Source organism: Streptococcus oralis (assembly GCF_001579175.1).
Classification (GTDB): Bacteria; Bacillota; Bacilli; order Lactobacillales; family Streptococcaceae; genus Streptococcus; species Streptococcus oralis_O.
This window is the reverse complement of record NZ_KQ970762.1, coordinates 50,163-69,456: the sequence shown is the minus strand read 5'-3', so window position 1 is coordinate 69,456 and position 19,294 is coordinate 50,163. Positions and strand designations below refer to the sequence as shown.

The 19,294-nt window shown below is 42.7% G+C and carries 18 protein-coding genes and 2 pseudogenes; 16 read left to right on the top strand and 4 right to left on the bottom strand.

Features of this window, described 5'->3' with window-relative positions:
• Window positions 1-23: 23 nt before the first annotated feature.
• The 6 genes and pseudogenes from SORDD24_RS09735 (at window position 24) to SORDD24_RS09710 (ending at window position 3,895) form a co-directional block, all read left to right on the top strand.
• Window positions 24-878, top strand: a complete 855-nt coding sequence (locus SORDD24_RS09735) for a VOC family protein (protein WP_061409934.1) — start codon at window positions 24-26, stop codon at window positions 876-878.
• A gap of 310 nt (window positions 879-1,188) precedes the next feature.
• Entirely contained in the window at window positions 1,189-1,761 is a 573-nt protein-coding gene (locus SORDD24_RS09730; RefSeq protein WP_061409932.1) for a hypothetical protein, read from the top strand.
• Window positions 1,762-1,869: 108 nt separating this feature from the next.
• Window positions 1,870-2,298, top strand: a pseudogene (locus tag SORDD24_RS11860) (hypothetical protein); the annotation flags it as partial.
• Window positions 2,299-2,367: 69 nt separating this feature from the next.
• Entirely contained in the window at window positions 2,368-2,910 is a 543-nt protein-coding gene (locus SORDD24_RS09720) for a DUF3592 domain-containing protein (protein ID WP_061409928.1), read from the top strand.
• Between the two features lie 196 nt (window positions 2,911-3,106).
• Window positions 3,107-3,364, top strand: a complete 258-nt coding sequence (locus tag SORDD24_RS09715) for a metal-sensitive transcriptional regulator (RefSeq protein WP_049484505.1) — start codon at window positions 3,107-3,109, stop codon at window positions 3,362-3,364.
• A gap of 42 nt (window positions 3,365-3,406) precedes the next feature.
• Complete coding sequence (locus tag SORDD24_RS09710) at window positions 3,407-3,895, top strand: prolyl-tRNA synthetase associated domain-containing protein (protein ID WP_061409926.1); 489 nt, start codon at window positions 3,407-3,409, stop codon at window positions 3,893-3,895.
• A gap of 40 nt (window positions 3,896-3,935) precedes the next feature.
• On the opposite strand, the gene SORDD24_RS09705 is transcribed toward SORDD24_RS09710, so the two are convergent.
• The 3 genes from SORDD24_RS09705 to SORDD24_RS09695 are packed head-to-tail and all read right to left on the bottom strand — an operon-like array spanning window position 3,936 to window position 6,206.
• On the bottom strand, window positions 3,936-4,232 hold the full coding sequence (locus SORDD24_RS09705) for a rhodanese-like domain-containing protein (protein WP_061409924.1): 297 nt from the start codon (window positions 4,230-4,232) through the stop codon (window positions 3,936-3,938).
• Entirely contained in the window at window positions 4,222-5,877 is a 1,656-nt protein-coding gene (locus SORDD24_RS09700; protein ID WP_061409921.1) for an FAD-dependent oxidoreductase, read from the bottom strand. The genes SORDD24_RS09705 and SORDD24_RS09700 overlap by 11 nt, the downstream gene beginning before the upstream one ends.
• 20 nt (window positions 5,878-5,897) lie before the next feature.
• The gene (locus SORDD24_RS09695; protein ID WP_061409919.1) at window positions 5,898-6,206 is read right to left on the bottom strand and encodes a rhodanese-like domain-containing protein; all 309 of its coding nucleotides are present in this window, start codon (window positions 6,204-6,206) and stop codon (window positions 5,898-5,900) included.
• A gap of 176 nt (window positions 6,207-6,382) precedes the next feature.
• Between SORDD24_RS09695 and SORDD24_RS09690 the strand changes: the two genes are divergently transcribed.
• From SORDD24_RS09690 to rpsD, 9 genes are all read left to right on the top strand, one after another.
• Window positions 6,383-6,946 (top strand): sugar O-acetyltransferase, encoded by a 564-nt coding sequence (locus SORDD24_RS09690; protein ID WP_061409917.1) that lies wholly within the window; start codon window positions 6,383-6,385, stop codon window positions 6,944-6,946.
• Window positions 6,947-7,223: 277 nt separating this feature from the next.
• The gene (locus tag SORDD24_RS09685; RefSeq protein ID WP_061409915.1) at window positions 7,224-8,456 is read left to right on the top strand and encodes a carbohydrate-binding domain-containing protein; all 1,233 of its coding nucleotides are present in this window, start codon (window positions 7,224-7,226) and stop codon (window positions 8,454-8,456) included.
• 125 nt (window positions 8,457-8,581) lie between these two features.
• Window positions 8,582-9,346, top strand: coding sequence for a nucleoside phosphorylase (locus tag SORDD24_RS09680; RefSeq protein WP_061409913.1), 765 nt, complete (start codon window positions 8,582-8,584; stop codon window positions 9,344-9,346).
• Between the two features lie 33 nt (window positions 9,347-9,379).
• On the top strand, window positions 9,380-10,759 hold the full coding sequence (locus tag SORDD24_RS09675) for a TrkH family potassium uptake protein (RefSeq protein ID WP_061409911.1): 1,380 nt from the start codon (window positions 9,380-9,382) through the stop codon (window positions 10,757-10,759).
• 13 nt (window positions 10,760-10,772) lie between these two features.
• On the top strand, window positions 10,773-11,438 hold the full coding sequence (locus tag SORDD24_RS09670) for a potassium channel family protein (protein ID WP_061409909.1): 666 nt from the start codon (window positions 10,773-10,775) through the stop codon (window positions 11,436-11,438).
• 155 nt (window positions 11,439-11,593) lie between these two features.
• Window positions 11,594-14,131 (top strand): SSURE domain-containing protein, encoded by a 2,538-nt coding sequence (locus SORDD24_RS09665; protein ID WP_061409907.1) that lies wholly within the window; start codon window positions 11,594-11,596, stop codon window positions 14,129-14,131.
• Between the two features lie 80 nt (window positions 14,132-14,211).
• Window positions 14,212-14,910 (top strand): response regulator transcription factor, encoded by a 699-nt coding sequence (locus tag SORDD24_RS09660; RefSeq protein WP_049506218.1) that lies wholly within the window; start codon window positions 14,212-14,214, stop codon window positions 14,908-14,910.
• The gene (locus SORDD24_RS09655; protein ID WP_000769394.1) at window positions 14,907-15,941 is read left to right on the top strand and encodes a sensor histidine kinase; all 1,035 of its coding nucleotides are present in this window, start codon (window positions 14,907-14,909) and stop codon (window positions 15,939-15,941) included. Before SORDD24_RS09660 ends, SORDD24_RS09655 begins: the two co-directional genes overlap by 4 nt.
• 202 nt (window positions 15,942-16,143) lie before the next feature.
• The gene (rpsD, locus tag SORDD24_RS09650; protein ID WP_000092756.1) at window positions 16,144-16,755 is read left to right on the top strand and encodes a 30S ribosomal protein S4; all 612 of its coding nucleotides are present in this window, start codon (window positions 16,144-16,146) and stop codon (window positions 16,753-16,755) included.
• A 93-nt stretch (window positions 16,756-16,848) separates the two neighbouring features.
• On the opposite strand, the pseudogene SORDD24_RS11035 reads toward rpsD, so the two are convergent.
• Window positions 16,849-17,352: pseudogene (locus tag SORDD24_RS11035) on the bottom strand (site-specific integrase); the annotation flags it as partial.
• Between the two features lie 217 nt (window positions 17,353-17,569).
• Between SORDD24_RS11035 and SORDD24_RS09645 the strand changes: the two are divergent.
• Window positions 17,570-19,291 carry a hypothetical protein gene (locus SORDD24_RS09645; RefSeq protein ID WP_061409905.1) on the top strand — a complete coding sequence of 574 codons (1,722 nt, stop codon included), beginning with the start codon at window positions 17,570-17,572 and terminating at the stop codon, window positions 19,289-19,291.
• Window positions 19,292-19,294: the final 3 nt, after the last annotated feature.

The window sequence follows — 19,294 nt, the reverse complement described above, 5'->3', positions numbered from 1 at the left end:
TACAACAAAAAGGAGACACCCCGATGACTTATGCTTACCAAAGCCATATTTACCTAGCAGAGGTGGTTTTAAATGTCAAGGATTTGACGAGTCAAACGGCTTTTTATCACCAGATTATTGGCTTGGAGATTTTATCGCAAACGGAGACGGAAGCGATTTTGAGACTTGGTAAAAAAGCCTTGGTCCACTTGATTCAGGCAGAAAAAGCTGGGGAAGTAAGGGATCATTATGGACTCTACCATCTAGCGATTTTATTGCCAACACGAAAAGCCTTGGCAGATGTCTTGAAACACCTAAGTGACTTGCGGATCCCTCTGGTTGGGGGTGCAGATCATGGATACAGCGAGGCGATTTATCTAGAGGATTTGGAAGGGAATGGCATTGAACTCTACCGTGATAAGCCAGTGTCTTCATGGGATATTCGAGAAGATGGTCGCATTATCGGTGTGACCGAAGCCCTTGCGGCACAGGACATCTATGAGTTAGGAGAAAAGGTGGATCCCTTTGTCCTAGCTGAAGGGACGAGAATGGGGCATATTCATCTATCGGTCAAGGATAGTCGTGCGGCGAGCCAGTTTTATCAAAAGGTCTTAGGACTAGAAGATAAATTTAGCATTCCTAGTGCTAGTTGGATAGCGGCTGGTCAGTACCATCACCACCTGGCTGTCAACGAATGGGCTGGAAAAGGGCTGGCTCCGCGTGAGCAAGGCTTACCAGGCTTGGCCTACTACGTCCTTGAGGTCGAAAGCAAGGAAGAACTCTTGGACATCGTTCAGCAAGCACAAGAGCTAGAAGCACCGATCAAATGGCTAAATTCGAGTGAGTTGGATCTTGTAGACCCAGATGGGATTGTGACCCGCATTCGCTTGGCACGATGAGACGAGGAAAACATATCATTTATTTTAGAGACATAGGAAAAGGCGGATAAGCTCGTATTCTGTTTTTAGAATGCGAACTTGTTCGCTTTTTTATGAAATGACGACCCCTTTCTTGGATCTAGCAAAGGTATCTGCCGGGGATATTTTCCCTTTTCTGGGGGTTCATGCTATAATACTAATAAACTTTTCTTTCTCTAGGAAGCAAATGCCAAAAATCGGCTAGACTGCTGGCAATCGTCGTCACGATGCTTTTAAGAGAAAGTAGAACTCTGTTTGAACATCCGTATTGAGTTTAGGAGACAGGAAATAGATGGACACAAGTGTAAAAAATTTAATCAGTATGGGACCTCTGGAGAATTCTTTTATCTATTATGATTTGGGGAATCAAGTATTCTACAGTGTAAAACAAGGCATGAATTATTCAGCCATTGCAGCTCCTATTGCAATCTATTCCTTGCAACGGCTGTCGAAGTTGCTCAACCAAACCTTTGGAGATGTCTCATCACCTTTCAATCTGCTTTTCTTTATCTTGATGTCTCTGTTTTTGATTTTCGGGACCATTCTCCTTGCCAAATCTACCCGACGTAACATGAAGACAGATAGATTTAGAAAAGTCCGGCTCACAAAAGCCAATATCAAAACACTTAGGAGAAAATCTAGGGCGTTGACAGTAGTTGGCTACATTTTTGTTTTAATAACGATTTTTTCAGCCTATCGTTATCTGACTGTTTCTGATTTTCAATTTTTACTTATGTACATGTTAGGGATTGGTATTCTTACATATATAGTCTATGATTTTCGGATGAAAACGCGCAAACGACTGTTCAAGGAGCTGATGGAGACATTACAGGACGGTAGCCGAGGGAAAGAGGGAGAAATGTAAGATGAGAAAAATCATTTATATAGGCCAAGGATGCCAGCAATCCGTCTACTATAACACAAGGACGAGAGAGGCTTTAGCTACAGAATCTAGCACCTCGTCTGACACCGAACAAAGGGAGTAAAGGTTCCCTCGGCTGAAGCCAATAAAAGAACCTTAGCTGGTATTGGGACCTTGATTGCCTTACTCTTGTCTTTCGGACTATCCTATAAACCTGTGAAACAGTCGAACGTAAAGGTGAATCAAGTAGACAAGCTACCTAAGATTGATTTTAAAGCTCCTGAAAAGTCTAGGTCTTCGGAGTCTGAGTCATCTAGCTCCTCTGAGACGAAAGAATCCAGTTCCTCAGAGTCGAAAGCCTCGTCTTCGACTGAACAAAGTTCTAAAACCGAAAGTTCAGAAACACGGCCGTCAAAAAGCGAGTCCAATAATTCTTATTATCAGATTCCAGGGCTTACTGACGAACAGATGAGAGATATCGTATCGAAATCTGTGAAAGATTTGAAAGAACAAGAGTCAAAAGAAAAATCCGAAGAGTAGATTCGATGTCGATTCTGGACGAGTTCCTTCTTTGGGCTTTCACTCTATAGAATAACTGGAGGAGTTCATATGACTAAAGAAATGATTGGTTTGATAGTTGGGACAGTCGTCACTCTCCTATCTTTTGTGTTTGTATGCGGGACCTTCCTCTACCTCTATCTTCGAGATCGGAAGATGGTACGGCTTGCCCAGTCATCTGTAGAGGGAACGGTTGTTGGCTATAGTCGTTTTCGTGAGGGTTATCCACCTATCGTTGAATACACGGTGGATGGGATTACTTATAAGAAAACCTTGCAGTATTTTATGATCAAAACGGTCACAACTCCGTGGGGGCCTACTAAGGTTTCAAATGATTATACAAGAGAAGAAATGCTGGCGCCATCGATCACTCGCTACAGCAACTCCTTTGTTTCCTTCAAACGATTGATGCAGACCCATTTTCCTCTTCATTCGGAGCTGACGGTTTGGTACGATCCAGACAAGCCGAACAGGGCCTATGTCGAACGCTATAGCGGGATGGACAAGTTTTACAAGTGGTTTGGTATCGGATTTGGACTGACCCTAGTTCTGGTCTATGGGATAGTAATCCTAGCCTTTTTGTCTAAGATATAAGGCATAACTAATCGGAAACTTGATTTCCTGATCGTGCTTCGAGGAGAACAGCTTTAGTTCTCCTTTTTCATGTTCAGTAATCTTTTCTAGCCAATACAAAGAAAAGGTTGTCTCCTATAAAGACAGATAGGATGAGAATTTTGACAAAGAACCTTATTCGAGATATAATGAAGAAAAAGTGACCAAGGATAAATCAATGACAAACTCAAAGTATATAACACGCCTGAAACGTTCAGAGGGCCAGTTGCGTGGGATCCAAAAGATGATCGATGAAGATCGTGACTGCGCAGATATCATTACCCAGTTGACCGCGGTGCGCTCCAGTGTTGAGCGCGTGATTGAGATGATGATTACCGAAAATCTCACTGCTTGCATCAACCAACCGCTAGACGACCCTGAGGCTCAAAAGGAACGCTTGGAAAAGGCTGTTCAGTACCTAATCAAACGAAAATAACCCACTTTTGGGGACTATCAAGTTGATAAAGGAGGCTAGAAGATGGAAGCATACGAAAAAGTTGTAGAGGTGCTAAATGGGCTAGATATACCCTTTGATATCGTGGAGCACGAGCCAGCCTTGACAACCGAGCAGGCAGACAGTTTTATCGAGGGAATCGAAGGTGTCCGTACCAAGACCATGTTTCTCACAAACAAAAAGAAAATAGCCTACTATCTGCTAATCATGGATGATCAAAAGCGTCTGGATATGGACCTCTTGAAAGAACTAATAGGAGCTAATAGAGTTCGGATGACCTCGTCTGAGAGCTTGTTTGAAAAAATGAGCTTGCCCGCAGGAGTTGTTTCGCCTTTTGGCTTGCTCAATAATACCGACAAGGACATTCAAGTTTATTTCGACAAAGAAATCATGTCGGAAAAACGGATGAGTTTTCACCCCAATACCAACGAGAAAACCCTCTTTTTGGATACCGTAGATTTGCTTCGTTTTTTAGAAGCGATTGGTTACGAGCCCCATATCATTGAGTTGTAAAAACGAAAAAACCGATTAAGTTCCTTAATCGGTTTTTTGCTTATTCTACTTGACCGGGCCAAGCATTCATACCACCTTCTACATTGGTAACGGTGAGGCCCTGGGTGCTGAGAAATTGACAGGCAGAGGCAGAACGCACTCCACCTTGACAGATGACATGGTATTCATGGTCAGGTTTGAGTTCTTTGTAGCCTTGCTCCAAGGTACTTAACGGAAGATTTTTGGCACCTGGTGCATGTCCTGCTTGGAATTCATGTACTTCACGGACATCGATAAGATCTAGATTTTCATGTTGATATTTTTCATAAAAGTCAGCCATGCTGATATTAGTTAGCATATTCTACTCCTTCTGGCTTAGCCATTTTGTATAGTGAATAAGCGCCGTCAAGGTTTTGGACGGTAAATCCTGCTTGCTTGAGGATACGCTCTGCGATATAGCTGCGCAAACCACTGTGGCAGCTAACGATGTAGGCTTGGTTCTTGTCTAGTTCATCCAAGCGTTCCCGTAGTTCGTTTAGGGGGATATGAATGGTGTCGACTTTGAGTCGACCACTTTGGAATTCGCCACTGGTCCGCACGTCTAGGAATTTCTTTCCCTTAGCCAGTTCGTCTTCGAGCTGGTACCATTGAATATTGTCGCTGAGACCTTCGATAAGGTTCAAGGCTGCGTAACCCAGCATATTGACGGGATCCTTGGCAGAGCCAAATGGTGGCGCATATGTGAACTCCAATTCTGGTAAGTCAAAGACGGTGAGATTTCCCTTGATAGCAGTTGCTAGGATATCAATTCGCTTGTCAACACCTTTCTTCCCAACTCCTTGGGCACCATAGATTTTTCCAGTGTTTGGGTCAAAGAGGAGCTTCAAGGTCATATCAGTAGCGCCAGGATAATAACCAGCGTGGTCTTTTCCACTGACATGAAGTGCCTTGTAAGGAAGTTGATTCATGCTAAGGATACGCTCGCTGAGACCAGTCGAAGCAGCTGTCATATCAAAGGCACGAACGATCGCAGTGCCGATACTTCCCTTGTTTGTACGACCAAGTCCTGCGATGACGTCCGCCACTTGGCGTCCTTGACGATTGGCAGGAGAAGCGAGTGAGATGAGAGCGTCTTGGCCCGTAATCTCTTGCTTGACGACGATGGCATCCCCAACTGCAAAAATATCTTTTTGACTGGTTTCATAATGTTCATCGACCAGGATTCCACCACGAAGTCCCAGTTCAATCCCCGCAGCTTTGGCCAGTCCGTTTTCAGGTTCAACACCGACAGAAAGGATGGTGAGGTCAGAAGTGATCTTTTGACCGTTTTCGAGAACGATGACTTTTCCTTGGTCTTCAAATCGAGTCGCAGACTGAGAAGTGATAACGCGAACACCGTTTGCCAGCAATTCTGCTTGGACAAAGGCCGCCATTTCGTGATCTAATGGTGGCAAGACATGGGGTGCTTTCTCAACGATAGTAACTTGCAATCCACGTTTCGCAAGGTTTTCAGCCATTTCAAGCCCGATAAAGCCTGCACCGATAACGACAGCTTCTTTTGGATGATTGTCCAAGGCAGCCATAATCTCGTCAAGATCGGGGACATTGCGAAGCGTGTAGGCATTCTTAGCTTCTGCCAAACCTTCAATGGTAGGAACAAATGGTTTAGCTCCTGGGGAGAGGATCAACTTGTCGTAGCTTTCTGTGAATTCCTGTCCATCATGGCGTACGGTCACAGTGTGCTCTGCTGGCGAAATGCTGATGACCTCGTGAAATGGTCGCACATCAAGATTAAACCGTGCCTTGAGACTTTCAGGAGTTTGGACCAATAAACTATCACGATTTGCAATTTCTCCTGAAACATAGTAAGGAAGTCCGCAGTTTGCAAAGGAAACAAAGGGACCTTTCTCAAAAATAGTGATTTCAGCGTCTTCCATGAGACGTCTGAGGCGGGTTGCTGCTGACATACCGCCTGCCACTCCCCCGACAATGATAATTTTCATTAAATTTCTCCTTTATGCTTCTAGATGACCTTGCCTGTCCAAGCGCTCATACCGCCTCGGACGTTGATGACATCGTAGCCTTTTTTCTTTAGCTTCTTTGCAGCTAGTTTGCTTCGCACACCAGAATGACAAATGACATAAAGCGCTTCTTTTGTCGCTGGTGCATAAGAGCCGATTTCGGATAGAGGGACATTCTTGGCATTTTTGATATGACCTCTATGGAATTCCGTAGGCGTCCGAACATCCAGTAGCTGAATCGGTTCTCTGAGTTTAGCTTCTAACTCGCTGGTCGAAATACTGTCAATTTTTGTAAATAATAAGTGAAACATAGGCACCTCCAAATATACCCTTATGGGGTATATTAAACCATGAAGTTAAGCTTTTGTCAAGCAAGTTGTTTTGAGTTGGGATGGGGAATGGTTTCGAGAGTCTAGAAAGCAGGCTATTCTTGACCTTTCAAAGGCTTTTTGATATGATGGGTCCAAAGTGAGTATGAGGTGATAAGATGACCAGTGAATACCAGAAAATGATAGCAGGGGAGCCTTACCGTCCGTCGGATCCTGAATTACGGACCTTGGCGCAGGCTTCTCGCCAAAAACAGTTTGCCTTCAACCAGGAGTTAGATCTCTTGAAGGGAGCGGAGATTATCAAGACTTGGTTTGGTTCAACTGGGGAAAATCTCTATGTCAATCCACGTCTGGTGGTCGATTATGGAGTCAATATTCATCTAGGGGAAAATTTTTATTCTAATTGGAATTTGACCATGCTGGATGTTTGTCCGATTCGCATCGGCAACAACGCCATGATTGGCCCCAACTGTCAGTTTTTAACCCCACTCCATCCACTGGATCCGGATGAACGCAATTCAGGGGTTGAATACGGCAAGCCCATCATCATTGGAGATAATTTCTGGGCTGGAGGTGGCGTCATCGTCCTTCCTGGGGTGACACTGGGTAATAATGTCGTTGCTGGAGCTGGATCTGTGATTACCAAATCCTTCGGAGATAATGTTGTCCTAGGTGGCAATCCTGCGCGAGTTATCAAGGAAATCCCAGTGAAAGAAAATTAAAAAGAACAGCTGGGGCTGTTCTTTTTGTAATCTTTATCTTGGTCTTATAGATTTTTCTTCTTTTTGGCTTTTTTGATTAGAGTGGCATCGCACTTGGGGATGTTGCTTTTAAAAACTATTAAATGCATTTTAGTACTCTCAAATTGTTTCTGGTAGCCCTTTCAAAAGAATACTGAGTGAAACTGAATTCAAGGAAACTTTCAGAAAAGTTTTAGTTTCGTTTCAGGAATCTTCTGTAGACTGTCTAGCTATATCATACGAAGGAGAGGAAAAAGGTATGAAATCAAAGAAATGGACCCTACTCGCAACGAGTTTAACGGCAATGGTGCTGTTGGCAGCATGTTCCCAGTCAGCAACTACATCCAATACCAAGGCAACGACAAATAATGCAACAACTTCAACAAAGACAAACCAAACTTCCTATTTTACAGAGAAGGACAATGATACTTCTTATGATGAAAGCACAGCTTCTAAGATTGAGTTATCTGGCTCATCAGCAAACGTCTCTGGAGATGGGGTGACAGTTTCTGAATCAACAGTGACCATCACAAAATCTGGAACCTATGTAATTTCAGGTCAGTCTGACGGAGTGCAGATCAAGGTCGAGGCAGATAAGTCTGCAGATGTTCATCTAGTCCTAAAAGGTGCGACCATGACCAATACCAATGCAGCGATTTCTGCGACATCAGCTGGCCATGTCTACTTGACTCTAGTAGAGGGAACCACCAACAGTCTCTCTGACTCAAGCTCTAACAGCGACGAAAAAGCAGACGCAGCTCTCTTTTCTAAGGTGGATTTGACCATAAACGGGAAAGGAACTCTCAATGTAGATGGCAGGAAAAACAATGGTATCAAGGCTAACGACACCCTCCACATCATGGGTGGAACCTATAACATCACAGCAGTTGGCGATGCCTTCAATGTCAATGATGAACTCAACATCACTGGTACGACCATGACTATCGATGCCAAAGAAGATGGAGTCAAGGTGGACAATGATGAAGATACTTCAGTCGGAACCATGTACCTATCTAACAACAAGATTACCGTTACAGCAGGGGATGATGGCATCCACGCTTCTGGAGACCTCGTCATCGATAGTGGGACCTACACCGTCAAGAATTCGACAGAAGGACTTGAAGGGAAATCCATCACTATCAACGAAGGGGATATTAGCATCTATTCAACAGATGATGGAGTCAATGCGGCCAACAAAAATGCCCAACAAAGTGAAATCTTCTTCACCATGAATGGCGGGAACCTGACTGTAGAAGTTGGTCAAGGAGATACAGACCCAATCGACTCGAATGGGAATATCACTGTCACCGGCGGAACCATTAAAATGATTAGTCAAACAGGTTTTGACTTTGATGGAACTGCGACCTACACAGGTGGGGACATCTATCTCAACGGTGAGAAACAAACGGAAATCGTCAATTCTATGCCTGGAGGCGGTGGGCCGAATGGAGCTCCTCAAGGTGACGGTCCAGCCCCTGGCGGACAAGGATAAGCAAAATTCTCCTTTCTCGAGAGAGAAGGGAGATTTTTGTGTTGTTACTAGAGGAAATGTAAAGACAACTCCTTGACACTCTGTCAGCTTTTGATACAATAGTACAAAATTAGAGGAGGTGGGCGATGATTCAGAAGCATGCGATTCCCATTTTAGAGTTTGATGATAACCCCCAAGCGGTCCTTATGCCAACACATGAGGGGTTAGACTTGAAGTTGCCAAAGAAGTGTATCTATGCATTTTTGGAGGAGGAGATTGACCGCTACGCCCAGGAAGTAGGGGCGGACTGTATTGGTGAGTTCGTTTCGGCCACCAAGACTTATCCAGTCTACGTCCTCAACTACGAGGGCGAGGAGATCTGTCTGGCCCAGGCGCCCGTGGGCTCTGCCCCAGCGGCCCAGTTTATGGATTGGTTGATTGGCTATGGTGTGGAGCAAATCATTTCCACTGGTACTTGTGGAGTCCTAGCCGATATAGAGGAAAATGCCTTTCTAGTTCCTGTTCGCGCTTTGCGAGATGAGGGGACCAGCTACCATTATGTAGCGCCTTCTCGTTATATGGAGATGCAGATTGAGGCTGTCTCTGCCATTGAGCAAGTCTTGGAGCAAAGAGGCATTCCTTACGAGGAGGTCATGACCTGGACGACAGATGGTTTTTACCGAGAGACGGCTGAAAAGGTTGCCTATCGCAAGGAAGAAGGCTGTGCTGTTGTGGAGATGGAGTGCTCTGCTCTTGCGGCAGTAGCTCAACTACGTGGGGTTGTCTGGGGAGAGCTGCTCTTTACCGCAGATTCCTTGGCGGATCTAGATAACTACGACAGTCGTGACTGGGGCTCAGAAGCTTTTGATAAGGCACTCGAACTCTGTCTTGCCATTTTGCACCATATGTGAGTACTCTTACTGTTTTTATGGTAGAATGTAGTTATGTTATTCAAATCTTTTTTGGAAAAAATCAAGACGACATTGGGACGTTTATCGCCAGCCCGTCGCATCTTTTTAAGTTTTGCTCTGGTTATCCTCCTAGGCTCACTCCTTTTAAGCCTTCCCTTTGTGCAAGCAGCAACGTCACAAGCGACCTACTTTGACCATCTCTTTACGACTGTGTCCATGGTCTGTGTGACAGGGCTCTTCACCCAGCCGGTGGCCTCTACTTACAATATCTGGGGCCAGTTGATCTGCATGATCTTGATCCAGATTGGTGGTTTGGGGCTCATGACCTTTATCGGAATCTTTTATATCCAAGGCAAGCAAAAGCTCAGTCTTCGTGGCCGTGAGACTATTCAAGAAAGTTTTAGTTATGGGGAAACCCAGTCTCTAAAGGACTTCATCCGCTCAATCTTTCTGACGACTTTTCTGGTGGAAGGAATTGGTGCCTTTCTCTTGAGTTTCCGCTTTATTCCTGAATTTGGTTGGGGACGAGGGATTTTAACCTCTATCTTTTTGGCTATTTCAGCTTTCTGCAATGCTGGATTTGATAATTTTGGTAGTACGAGTTTGGTAGCCTTTCAAACGGATCCCTTGATCAATCTAGTGATTGCAGGTTTGATTATCACGGGTGGGCTAGGATTTATGGTCTGGTTTGATTTAGCGACCCAGTTTGGAAAAAAGAAAAAACGCCGCCTGCGTTTCCATACCAAGTTGGTTCTCTTTTTAACGGCGGGAATTTTACTCTTTGGAACCGTATCGACTTTGTTAATCGAGTGGAACAATCCTGGAACGATTGGAAATCTCAGCGCTCCAGAGAAATTGCTGGTTAGTTTCTTTCAGACCGTCAGCATGAGAACGGCAGGTTTTGCTTCCATTGACTACACCCAGGCTCGACCAGTTACCTTGTTCATCTATATCCTACAGATGTTTCTGGGAGGGGCGCCTGGAGGGACAGCAGGGGGGCTCAAGATTACGACCTTCTTTGTCTTGTTGGTCTTCGCTCGTAGCGAACTATTGGGCTTGCCTCATGCCAATGTGGCTCGGAGGACCATTGAACCCCAAACCGTGCAAAAATCTTTCAGTGTCTTTATTATCTTCTTGCTAACATTCTTGCTGGGCTTGATTCTACTAGGGATAACAGCAGAGGGAAATCCGCGCTTCATCTACCTCATGTTTGAGACCATTTCAGCCCTTGCGACAGTTGGGGTGACGGCAAATTTAACACCAGAGCTAGGCAAGATAGCCCTCAGTATCGTTATGTTGCTGATGTTTATCGGCCGTATTGGTCCCTTGACACTACTGGTCAGTGTAGCAGAATACCAGCCAGACAAGAAAGATACGATTCACTATATGAAAGCAGATATCACTATCGGATAAGAAAGGAAGAACGATGTCAGATCGGACAATTGGAATTTTAGGCTTGGGAATTTTTGGGAGCAGTGTTTTGGCTGCCCTAGCCAAGCATGACATGAATATCATTGCTATTGATGACCACGAGGAGCGTATCAATCAATTTGAACCTGTGCTGGCGCGTGGAGTAGTTGGAGATATCACGGATGAAGAACTCCTTCTATCAGCGGGGATTGACACCTGTGATACCGTAGTTGTCGCAACGGGTGAAAATCTGGAGTCCAGTGTTCTCGCGGTTATGCACTGCAAGAGTCTAGGAGTGCCGACCGTTATTGCCAAGGTCAAAAGCCATACAGCTAAAAAGGTTCTAGAAAAAATTGGCGCGGACGCAGTCATCTCACCAGAGTTTGAAATGGGGCGCTCATTGGCACAGACCATCCTCTTTCATAACAGCGTAGACGTCTTTCAGCTGGACAAGAATGTATCGATTGTCGAGATGAAAATCCCCCAATCATGGGTAGATAAAAGCCTCAGTCAGTTGGATTTGCGTGGGCGATACAACCTCAACGTACTTGGTTTTCGTGCCTACGAAAATGCTCCTCTGGATGTCCAATTCGGACCCAATGACCTCTTGCAGGCAGATGCCTACATCATGGCCGTCATTAATAACCAACATTTGGATACCTTGGCAGAGCTGACTGAGTAGAAGAGGAAGGGATACTCTCTTTCCAATAATTAACGAGTCAATATAAGTATTTTATAAGAGGGATTTAAGAAAAATTTTAACTTTTTCTTAATCCTTTTTAATTTTAGGAGATTATACTAGAGTCATCAAAAAAAGAAAACTCTAAGGAGAATCCTATGAAATTCAATCCAAATCAGAGATATACTCGTTGGTCTATTCGCCGTCTCAGTGTCGGTGTTGCTTCAGTTGTTGTGGCTAGTGGCTTCTTTGTCCTAGTTGGTCAACCAAGTTCTGCACGTGCTGATATCGTCAATCCAACTCCTGCCCAAGTCGTGCCAGACGCAACTTCGGTGAGTGAAAAGAGCGACTTACCAGCAGAGGTTCTCAAAAAAGCAGTCGATGTAGCTCTTCCTTCAGAACAAGCAGACTCAGCACCTAAAGCAAGTGTGGATACGACAAGCTCTTCAGAAAAAGCGGACGCAACTGCTAAAGAGCTTGCAGTAGCGCCAAAAGAAGAAGTACAAGCACAACCTGACTCTAAGAAACAAACAGAAGATGCAGTTAAACCTGTGGAAAGTCCTGTGCCTACAGTTTCTGGACATGACCGTGAAGCCAGTGAAGCGAAATCAGCGACCACACCAGCTGAAGTGCAAAAAGGTGTGGCTGACAACACCAAAGACACAGTAGATGTCCCAGCTAGCTACCTTGACAAAGCTAATTTCCCAGGACCATTCACAGCTGGTGTCAACCAAGTCATTCCATATGAATTCTTCGCTGGAGATGGCATGTTGACTCGCCTTATCTTGAAAGCATCTGATAAGGCTCCATGGTCAGACAATGGTTCAGCTAAAAATCCAGCTCTCCCACCAGTAGAGAAATTGGGCAAAGACCTTTACTTCTACGAAGTGGATTTAGCAGGCACCCAAGGAAAATCAGATAAAGAGCTGCTTGATCTCTTGAAACAAAATGGTACTCAAAGCTATAAAGCTACTATCAAGGTGTACGGTGCGAAAGACGGCAAGCCTGACTTAACTAACCTCGTAGCAACTAAAGATTTGACTGTTAATTTGAATGGCTTGACCACTCCAGCTGAAGTCCAAAAAGGTGTGGCTGACAATACCAAAGATACAGTAGATGTCCCAGCCACTTACTTGGACAAGGCTAACTTCCCAGGACCATTTACAGCTGGTGTCAATCAAGTCATTCCATATGAATTCTTCGCTGGAGACGGCATGTTAACTCGTCTTATCTTGAAAGCATCCGATAAGGCTCCATGGTCAGACAACGGAACAGCTAAAAATCCTGCTCTCCCACCAGTAGAGAAATTGGGCAAAGGTCTTTACTTCTATGAAGTAGACTTGGCAGGCACCCAAGGAAAATCAGATAAAGAGCTGCTTGACCTCTTGAAACAAAATGGTACTCAAAGCTATAAAGCTACTATCAAGGTGTACGGTGCGAAAGACGGCAAGCCTGACTTGACTAATCTGGTAGCGACTAAAGATTTGACTGTTAATTTGAATGGTTTGACCACACCAAATCAGGTTAAAGAGTCTGTTGTTAACAATGTCAAAGACATGATTGATGTTCCAGCTAGCTACCTTGATAAGGCTAAGGTTCCTGGACCTTTCTTGGCCGGCGTCAACCAAGTTATTCCGTACGAAGCTTTTGGTGGAGATGGTATGTTGACTCGCCTCTTGTTAAAAGCTTCAGACAAAGCTCCATGGTCAGACAACGGAACAGCTAAAAATCCTGCCCTATTGCCACTTGAAGGCTTGGCTAAAGGTCAATATTTCTACGAAGTGGATTTGAATGGCAATACGGTTGGCAAAGATGGTCAGGCCTTGCTGGATCAACTTCGAGCTAACGGAACCCATACATATCTAGCTACTGTTAAAGTCTATGGATCTAAAGATGGCAAACCTGACTTAACTAATCTCGTAGCGACTAAAGATTTGACTGTTAATTTGAATGGTTCAACCACACCAAATCAAGTTAAAGACTCTGTTGTTAACAATGTCAAAGACATGATTGATGTTCCAGCTAGCTACCTTGATAAGGCTAAGGTTCCTGGACCTTTCTTGGCTGGTGTCAACCAAGTTATTCCATACGAAGCTTTTGGTGGAGATGGTATGTTGACTCGCCTCTTGTTAAAAGCTTCAGACAAAGCCCCATGGTCCGACAACGGAACAGCTAAAAATCCTGCTCTATTGCCACTTGAAGGCTTGGCTAAAGGTCAATATTTCTACGAAGTGGATTTGAATGGCAATACGGTTGGCAAAGATGGTCAGGCCTTGCTGGAGCAACTTCGAGCTAACGGAACCCATACATACCTAGCTACTGTTAAAGTCTATGGCTCTAAAGATGGCAAACCTGATTTGACCAATCTGATTGCTACTCGTCAAGTAACGATTCAGCTTCGTGGAAAAGAAATGGCGACAATACCATCTCAACAAGGTCAGATGAATACGAAGCCTTCTGAAACAGGCTCTACAGGTACGACTGAGGGTATGATGGGTACAAATCACCATATGTCAGATATGAAAGTAGATCAACCAGCTTCTAGCCCAATGGCTAATATGATGAAAAAAGATGATAAAGCGATGCTACCAAATACTGGGGAAGCTAAAACGGCTACAGCTGGCCTTGGCATCTTTGGTCTAGCCTTGGCAGGGCTTGTTGGACTTTTGGGTTTGACAAGCAAACGAGAAGATTAAGATTCAAATCACTTAAACATTAGAGAAAATAGTGTTATACTAAAGCAAGTATAACACTGTTTTTATCGAAGGAGTGTCAGATGAAAAAGACAATTTTGCTGGTTGATGATGAAATAGATATTCTAGATATTCAAAACCGCTATCTTATACAGGCAGGTTACGATGTTTTGGTCGCCCATGATGGTAAGGAGGGATTAGAGCTTTTCAGAAAAAAATCTATCGACCTCATTATCACAGATATCATGATGCCCAATATGGATGGTTATGATTTTATCAGTGAAGTTCAGTATATCGCTCCGGATCAACCCTTCCTCTTTACAACTGCTAAGACAAGCGAACAGGATAAGATTTATGGATTAAGTTTGGGGGCAGATGATTTTATAGTCAAACCCTTTAGCCCACGCGAATTGGTTTTAAGAGTGAATAATATCTTGCGTCGCCTTAGCCGTGGAGGAGAGACAGAACAGATCGAGTTTGGTGACTTGGTAATCAACCATGTGACTCATGAGGTTCGCATTGGGGATCAACCTTTGGAATTGACAGTAAAATCCTTTGAACTTCTATGGATATTAGCCAGCAATCCCGAGAGAGTCTTTTCAAAGACGGAACTTTACGAGAAGGTATGGCAAGAGGACTATGTGGATGATACCAATACACTTAATGTTCATATCCATGCTTTGAGGCAAGAGTTGACCAAGTATACAAATTCAAATGCTCCTGCTATCAAAACTGTCTGGGGTTTGGGCTATAAGATGGAAAGGCCAAGAGGTAGAAAATGAAATTAAAAAACTATATTTTAGTGGGGTATCTAGTGTCGACTCTGCTAACGATTTTGGTCGTTTTCTGGGCAGTCCAACGAATGTTGATCGAGAAAAGTGAAGTTTACTTTCTAGTTGGAATGACCTTGATTGCTAGTTTCATTGGCGCTGCAGTGAGCATCTTTCTTTTGTCGCCTGTGTTCTCTTCTCTGAAACATTTGAAAAAACAAGCTCAGGATATAGCAAGCAAGGATTTTAGCACAGAAATTGAAACCAAGGGACCATTAGAATTTCAAGAGCTGGGCCAGGCTTTTAATGACATGTCCCACAATTTGCAAGCCACCTTTCAATCACTTGATGAGAGCGAGCAAGAAAAGAGAATGATGATTGCGCAGCTCTCTCACGATATTAAAACTCCCATTACCTCCATTCAGGTTACTGTGGAGGGAATTCTAGATGGAGTGATTAAGGAAGAGGAACGGCTCCACTACTTAACCACGATTGGTCGGCAAACTGAGCGTCTAAACAAGCTAGTGGAGGAATTGGATGTTTTGACTCTTAACACCCAACCTCAAGATACTGCTGATGAAGAAGTCGAAGAGGTCTTTTTAGATCAGTTGCTGATTGAGTCAATGAGTGAATTTCAACTCCAGATTGAACAAGAGGAGCGGGATGTTTACATTCAAGTATCACCTGAGTCAGCGAAAATCAAGAGCCATTCTGACAAACTTTCTCGCATTCTAGTCAATTTGTTAAACAATGCCTTTAAATATTCAGAACCAGGAACCAGAATCGAGGTTCTTGCCCAATTAACAGAACAAGAGCTGACAATCAGTGTGAAAGACGAGGGTCAGGGGATTCATCCTGAGGATTTGGAAAAGATCTTTAAACGACTTTATCGTGTAGAAACTTCGCGCAATATGAAGACAGGTGGACATGGCTTAGGTCTTGCGATTGCACGAGAACTAGCTCATCAGCTTGGTGGCGAAATCACAGCAGAAAGTCAATATGGCTTAGGAAGCAAGTTTACATTCAGCCTCAATTTGAAATAAAGCCGTAAAATCCCTTTACAAATCTAGCTTTTCATGGTAAAATAGCCTTTGTGTGAAATAGCAGCAGGAAAGCATGAAGCTCGTCAACAGGTGTCTTATGACAAGTAACCTTGGCTGTTTAGGCGAAGGGCATCTGCACGAATCAGGGCTTTCTAAGTGACTATTTCCACCGAAATATTATTTATATCAGGAGGACATTCACATGTCACGTTATACAGGACCATCTTGGAAACAAGCTCGTCGCCTTGGCCTTTCACTTACAGGTACAGGTAAAGAATTGGCACGTCGTAACTACGTACCAGGACAACACGGACCAAACAACCGTTCTAAATTGTCAGAATACGGTTTGCAATTGGCTGAAAAACAAAAACTTCGTTTCACTTACGGTGTAGGTGAAAAACAATTCCGTAACTTGTTCGTACAAGCTACAAAAATCAAAGGCGGAATCCTAGGTTTCAACTTCATGCTTCTTTTGGAACGTCGTTTGGATAACGTTGTTTATCGTCTTGGCCTTGCGACTACTCGTCGTCAAGCTCGTCAATTCGTAAACCACGGTCACATCCTTGTTGACGGAAAACGCGTTGATATCCCATCATACCGCGTAACTCCAGGTCAAGTGATCTCAGTTCGTGAAAAATCATTGAAAGTTCCAGCAATCCTTGAAGCAGTAGAAGCTACTCTTGGACGTCCAGCATTCGTATCATTCGACGCTGAAAAATTGGAAGGTTCATTGACTCGCTTGCCAGAACGCGACGAAATCAACCCAGAAATCAACGAAGCGCTTGTCGTTGAATTCTACAACAAAATGCTTTAATTTTAAGAAATATCTTACAGAAAGCCTACAACAGTGGGCTTTTTGCTTTGTCTTAAAAGAGTGATTTCTGGGTTTGTTCAGTTATTTGTTCAGTTATAAACTTTTTAGTGCAGTTTCATAGAATGAAACTGCTTTTTTTGTATTCTCTTTTGAGAGGTGACTATATATATCCATGGTCATAGATAATTGGGAATGTCCTAAACGGTGCTGAAGTTCCTTGTAAGGTATTCCAGAGTTAAGCAAGAGACTAGCGTGAGTATGGCGAAAACCATGAAAGCCTATATTAGTTACCTTTGCCCGTTTAAAGTGGGTTCTTAACCTAGTATGTAAGGTTCGATTATTGGGGTATTCATGAATAAAGTCAGAAAATACTACAGTTTCAGACCGCCCAAGTTGCCAAGCTTATTGTACTTGTCTATGTTTGCACTGCTTCAGCATACTAACAGTCGCTTGATCTATATCGATATCACGATAGCTAGACTTTGATTTTGGGCTATTGATTTGCCCTAGATGGTTTAGTGTATTTGTAATGCTAATGGTTGCATTCTCTAGATCAATATCGGACCAGCTAAGCGCTAGAGCTTCATTGATACGATAATCGATTTCTATATACCAAAAATACCTATCGAGTAACTATAAAGTCAGCGCGAATCAAATACTTTCGCTTCTTTCTTATGGTAAGTTGAATTAATAAAATAATTATGATATTCTTTTTCTATAAGGAAAAAATTAAAATGATTATAGGATAGTTTAATTAGAAAATTAGTCAAAATTTTTTCTAATTAATTTAGAAATCATTAACAAGGGGGATATTATGGCTGAAAGAATAATACATCAAGCTGATCTTCGTGAAATCGAGAATAGTTTGCGCTCTATCCATGAAGGATTACGAACAATTGATGCTAGAGTTGATGTAGCAAACGAAAATCTTCAAATCGTTTATGATGAAATTGGTAGTTTAGCACAAGAATTTCATGAATTTGTGAATATCCAACAAAAAGCTAATAGATTAGGACAAGCTGAAACTCGACTCGTAAAAATCCGTCAGGAAATTGAGAAGAAATATGGACATTATGATATTGTTCGTCGTACTACCACAGGGATTTTACAAGCTGATGATTTAGGAATTGTCAAAAAAGAAACAATCAGTACTGCAACAGAAGAACTAATGATATCAACTCCAGGCTACTGGCTTGCTCCATGCTTGGTTGCATTAGCAGCATGGATAAATAATCAACCTGAGTTAGCTGAAAAAGCAGTCAAGGAAGGGATTAAACGAAACGATGAAAAAACCTCCCTTTTCTTTGCCTTAATTTGTAGAAGAGCTAACAGAAAGAACGCATGCCTTAAGTGGACTCAACGTTATCTAGCTAATCAAGATGAAGAAAATCTCGACAGAAATTCTATAATTATCTTAGATGCTTTTGCGAGTGGACTCTTGGGAGCTGATACCGAAGGAGTCATCTCACGTCAAATGAATGAATGGCTCAGTCGACTTGAAGAAAAACCTGGTTTTACTGAACAGCAAACAGAACAATGGTCCGAAGCCATTAACTTAAAAAGAAGAGAACTAGATGAAGATTTATACCCTAACCTAAGAAAATATAGTAATAGTTGGCCTGTTCTAGAGGATATTTTAGAAGGTGCTCATCTCCATGAACAAATATTAAACTATCTAACTGATATTTTTGAGAAAAAAGGGTCTACAGAAAGCATCAAAGAACAATTAGATGATATTTTAGATACACTTGTGACTGATTTTGATAACGAGGAACTAGCTCTTCGAAAACAAGAAAAATTCGAGCAGTTTGTGGTTGACTTTGGAGGAGATGACAACCGTGCTCATCAAAACATGGATATTGAGGTGACTGCATTTGAAACCCATAAAGACTTCACCCAGTTGCTTACCGATGCAGCAATGAAACCCGAATCTTCTCACTCAAGTATATCAACCCAAAAATTTGCACTGGCTCTTTCTCGTGATTGGGTAACAAACGCTTATAATGACGTTACTGCAAAAAATCGCATGAAGATTCCTTACGAAATTGAAATTAATGTGGATACTTTTAATGATAAATCAACAGATGGCCAAAACGAAAACGAGTTGATTGAAAAATTCAATTCTCAGATTGACTCTGAAAAAGAACAAACTTTGTCAAACTACTTCCCAAGTTTATTTGATAAATTCCTTTTGTATGGTGGTATAGCTATCGGAGTAATCGGTTTAATGATGATTTTTGGGAATATTTTCTTAGGTTTAATAGCTATTATAGCAGGGATTGTTATGGTTCTTAAGCATAAATCTAATATTGAAAACATTGAAACGAATCGCAAGAAAATTGAAGAACAATACGAGAATAAAAGAGTGAATGGTGAACAAATTATAAGAGCTACTCTAGCTGAAATTGTAGACTTTAGAATTGAATTCGCAGAGAAAGATGCTGAAAGCACTAAAGTTCTTGATTTCCTAGAACAAATAAGACCTGAACAATATGTAAACAAGTTGGCATCATCTAATAGAAAGATTAAAATTTGAGGA

Excerpts from the sequence above, each read along its gene's own strand:
- SORDD24_RS09735 (WP_061409934.1), top strand. The coding sequence starts at position 24 with ATGACTTATGCTTACCAAAGCCATATTTACCTAGCAGAGGTGGTTTTA.
- SORDD24_RS09730 (WP_061409932.1), top strand. The coding sequence starts at position 1,189 with ATGGACACAAGTGTAAAAAATTTAATCAGTATGGGACCTCTGGAGAAT.
- SORDD24_RS09720 (WP_061409928.1), top strand. The coding sequence starts at position 2,368 with ATGACTAAAGAAATGATTGGTTTGATAGTTGGGACAGTCGTCACTCTC.
- SORDD24_RS09715 (WP_049484505.1), top strand. The coding sequence starts at position 3,107 with ATGACAAACTCAAAGTATATAACACGCCTGAAACGTTCAGAGGGCCAG.
- SORDD24_RS09710 (WP_061409926.1), top strand. The coding sequence starts at position 3,407 with ATGGAAGCATACGAAAAAGTTGTAGAGGTGCTAAATGGGCTAGATATA.
- SORDD24_RS09705 (WP_061409924.1), bottom strand. The coding sequence starts at position 4,232 with ATGCTAACTAATATCAGCATGGCTGACTTTTATGAAAAATATCAACAT.
- SORDD24_RS09700 (WP_061409921.1), bottom strand. The coding sequence starts at position 5,877 with ATGAAAATTATCATTGTCGGGGGAGTGGCAGGCGGTATGTCAGCAGCA.
- SORDD24_RS09695 (WP_061409919.1), bottom strand. The coding sequence starts at position 6,206 with ATGTTTCACTTATTATTTACAAAAATTGACAGTATTTCGACCAGCGAG.
- SORDD24_RS09690 (WP_061409917.1), top strand. The coding sequence starts at position 6,383 with ATGACCAGTGAATACCAGAAAATGATAGCAGGGGAGCCTTACCGTCCG.
- SORDD24_RS09685 (WP_061409915.1), top strand. The coding sequence starts at position 7,224 with ATGAAATCAAAGAAATGGACCCTACTCGCAACGAGTTTAACGGCAATG.
- SORDD24_RS09680 (WP_061409913.1), top strand. The coding sequence starts at position 8,582 with ATGATTCAGAAGCATGCGATTCCCATTTTAGAGTTTGATGATAACCCC.
- SORDD24_RS09675 (WP_061409911.1), top strand. The coding sequence starts at position 9,380 with ATGTTATTCAAATCTTTTTTGGAAAAAATCAAGACGACATTGGGACGT.
- SORDD24_RS09670 (WP_061409909.1), top strand. The coding sequence starts at position 10,773 with ATGTCAGATCGGACAATTGGAATTTTAGGCTTGGGAATTTTTGGGAGC.
- SORDD24_RS09665 (WP_061409907.1), top strand. The coding sequence starts at position 11,594 with ATGAAATTCAATCCAAATCAGAGATATACTCGTTGGTCTATTCGCCGT.
- SORDD24_RS09660 (WP_049506218.1), top strand. The coding sequence starts at position 14,212 with ATGAAAAAGACAATTTTGCTGGTTGATGATGAAATAGATATTCTAGAT.
- SORDD24_RS09655 (WP_000769394.1), top strand. The coding sequence starts at position 14,907 with ATGAAATTAAAAAACTATATTTTAGTGGGGTATCTAGTGTCGACTCTG.
- rpsD (WP_000092756.1), top strand. The coding sequence starts at position 16,144 with ATGTCACGTTATACAGGACCATCTTGGAAACAAGCTCGTCGCCTTGGC.
- SORDD24_RS09645 (WP_061409905.1), top strand. The coding sequence starts at position 17,570 with ATGGCTGAAAGAATAATACATCAAGCTGATCTTCGTGAAATCGAGAAT.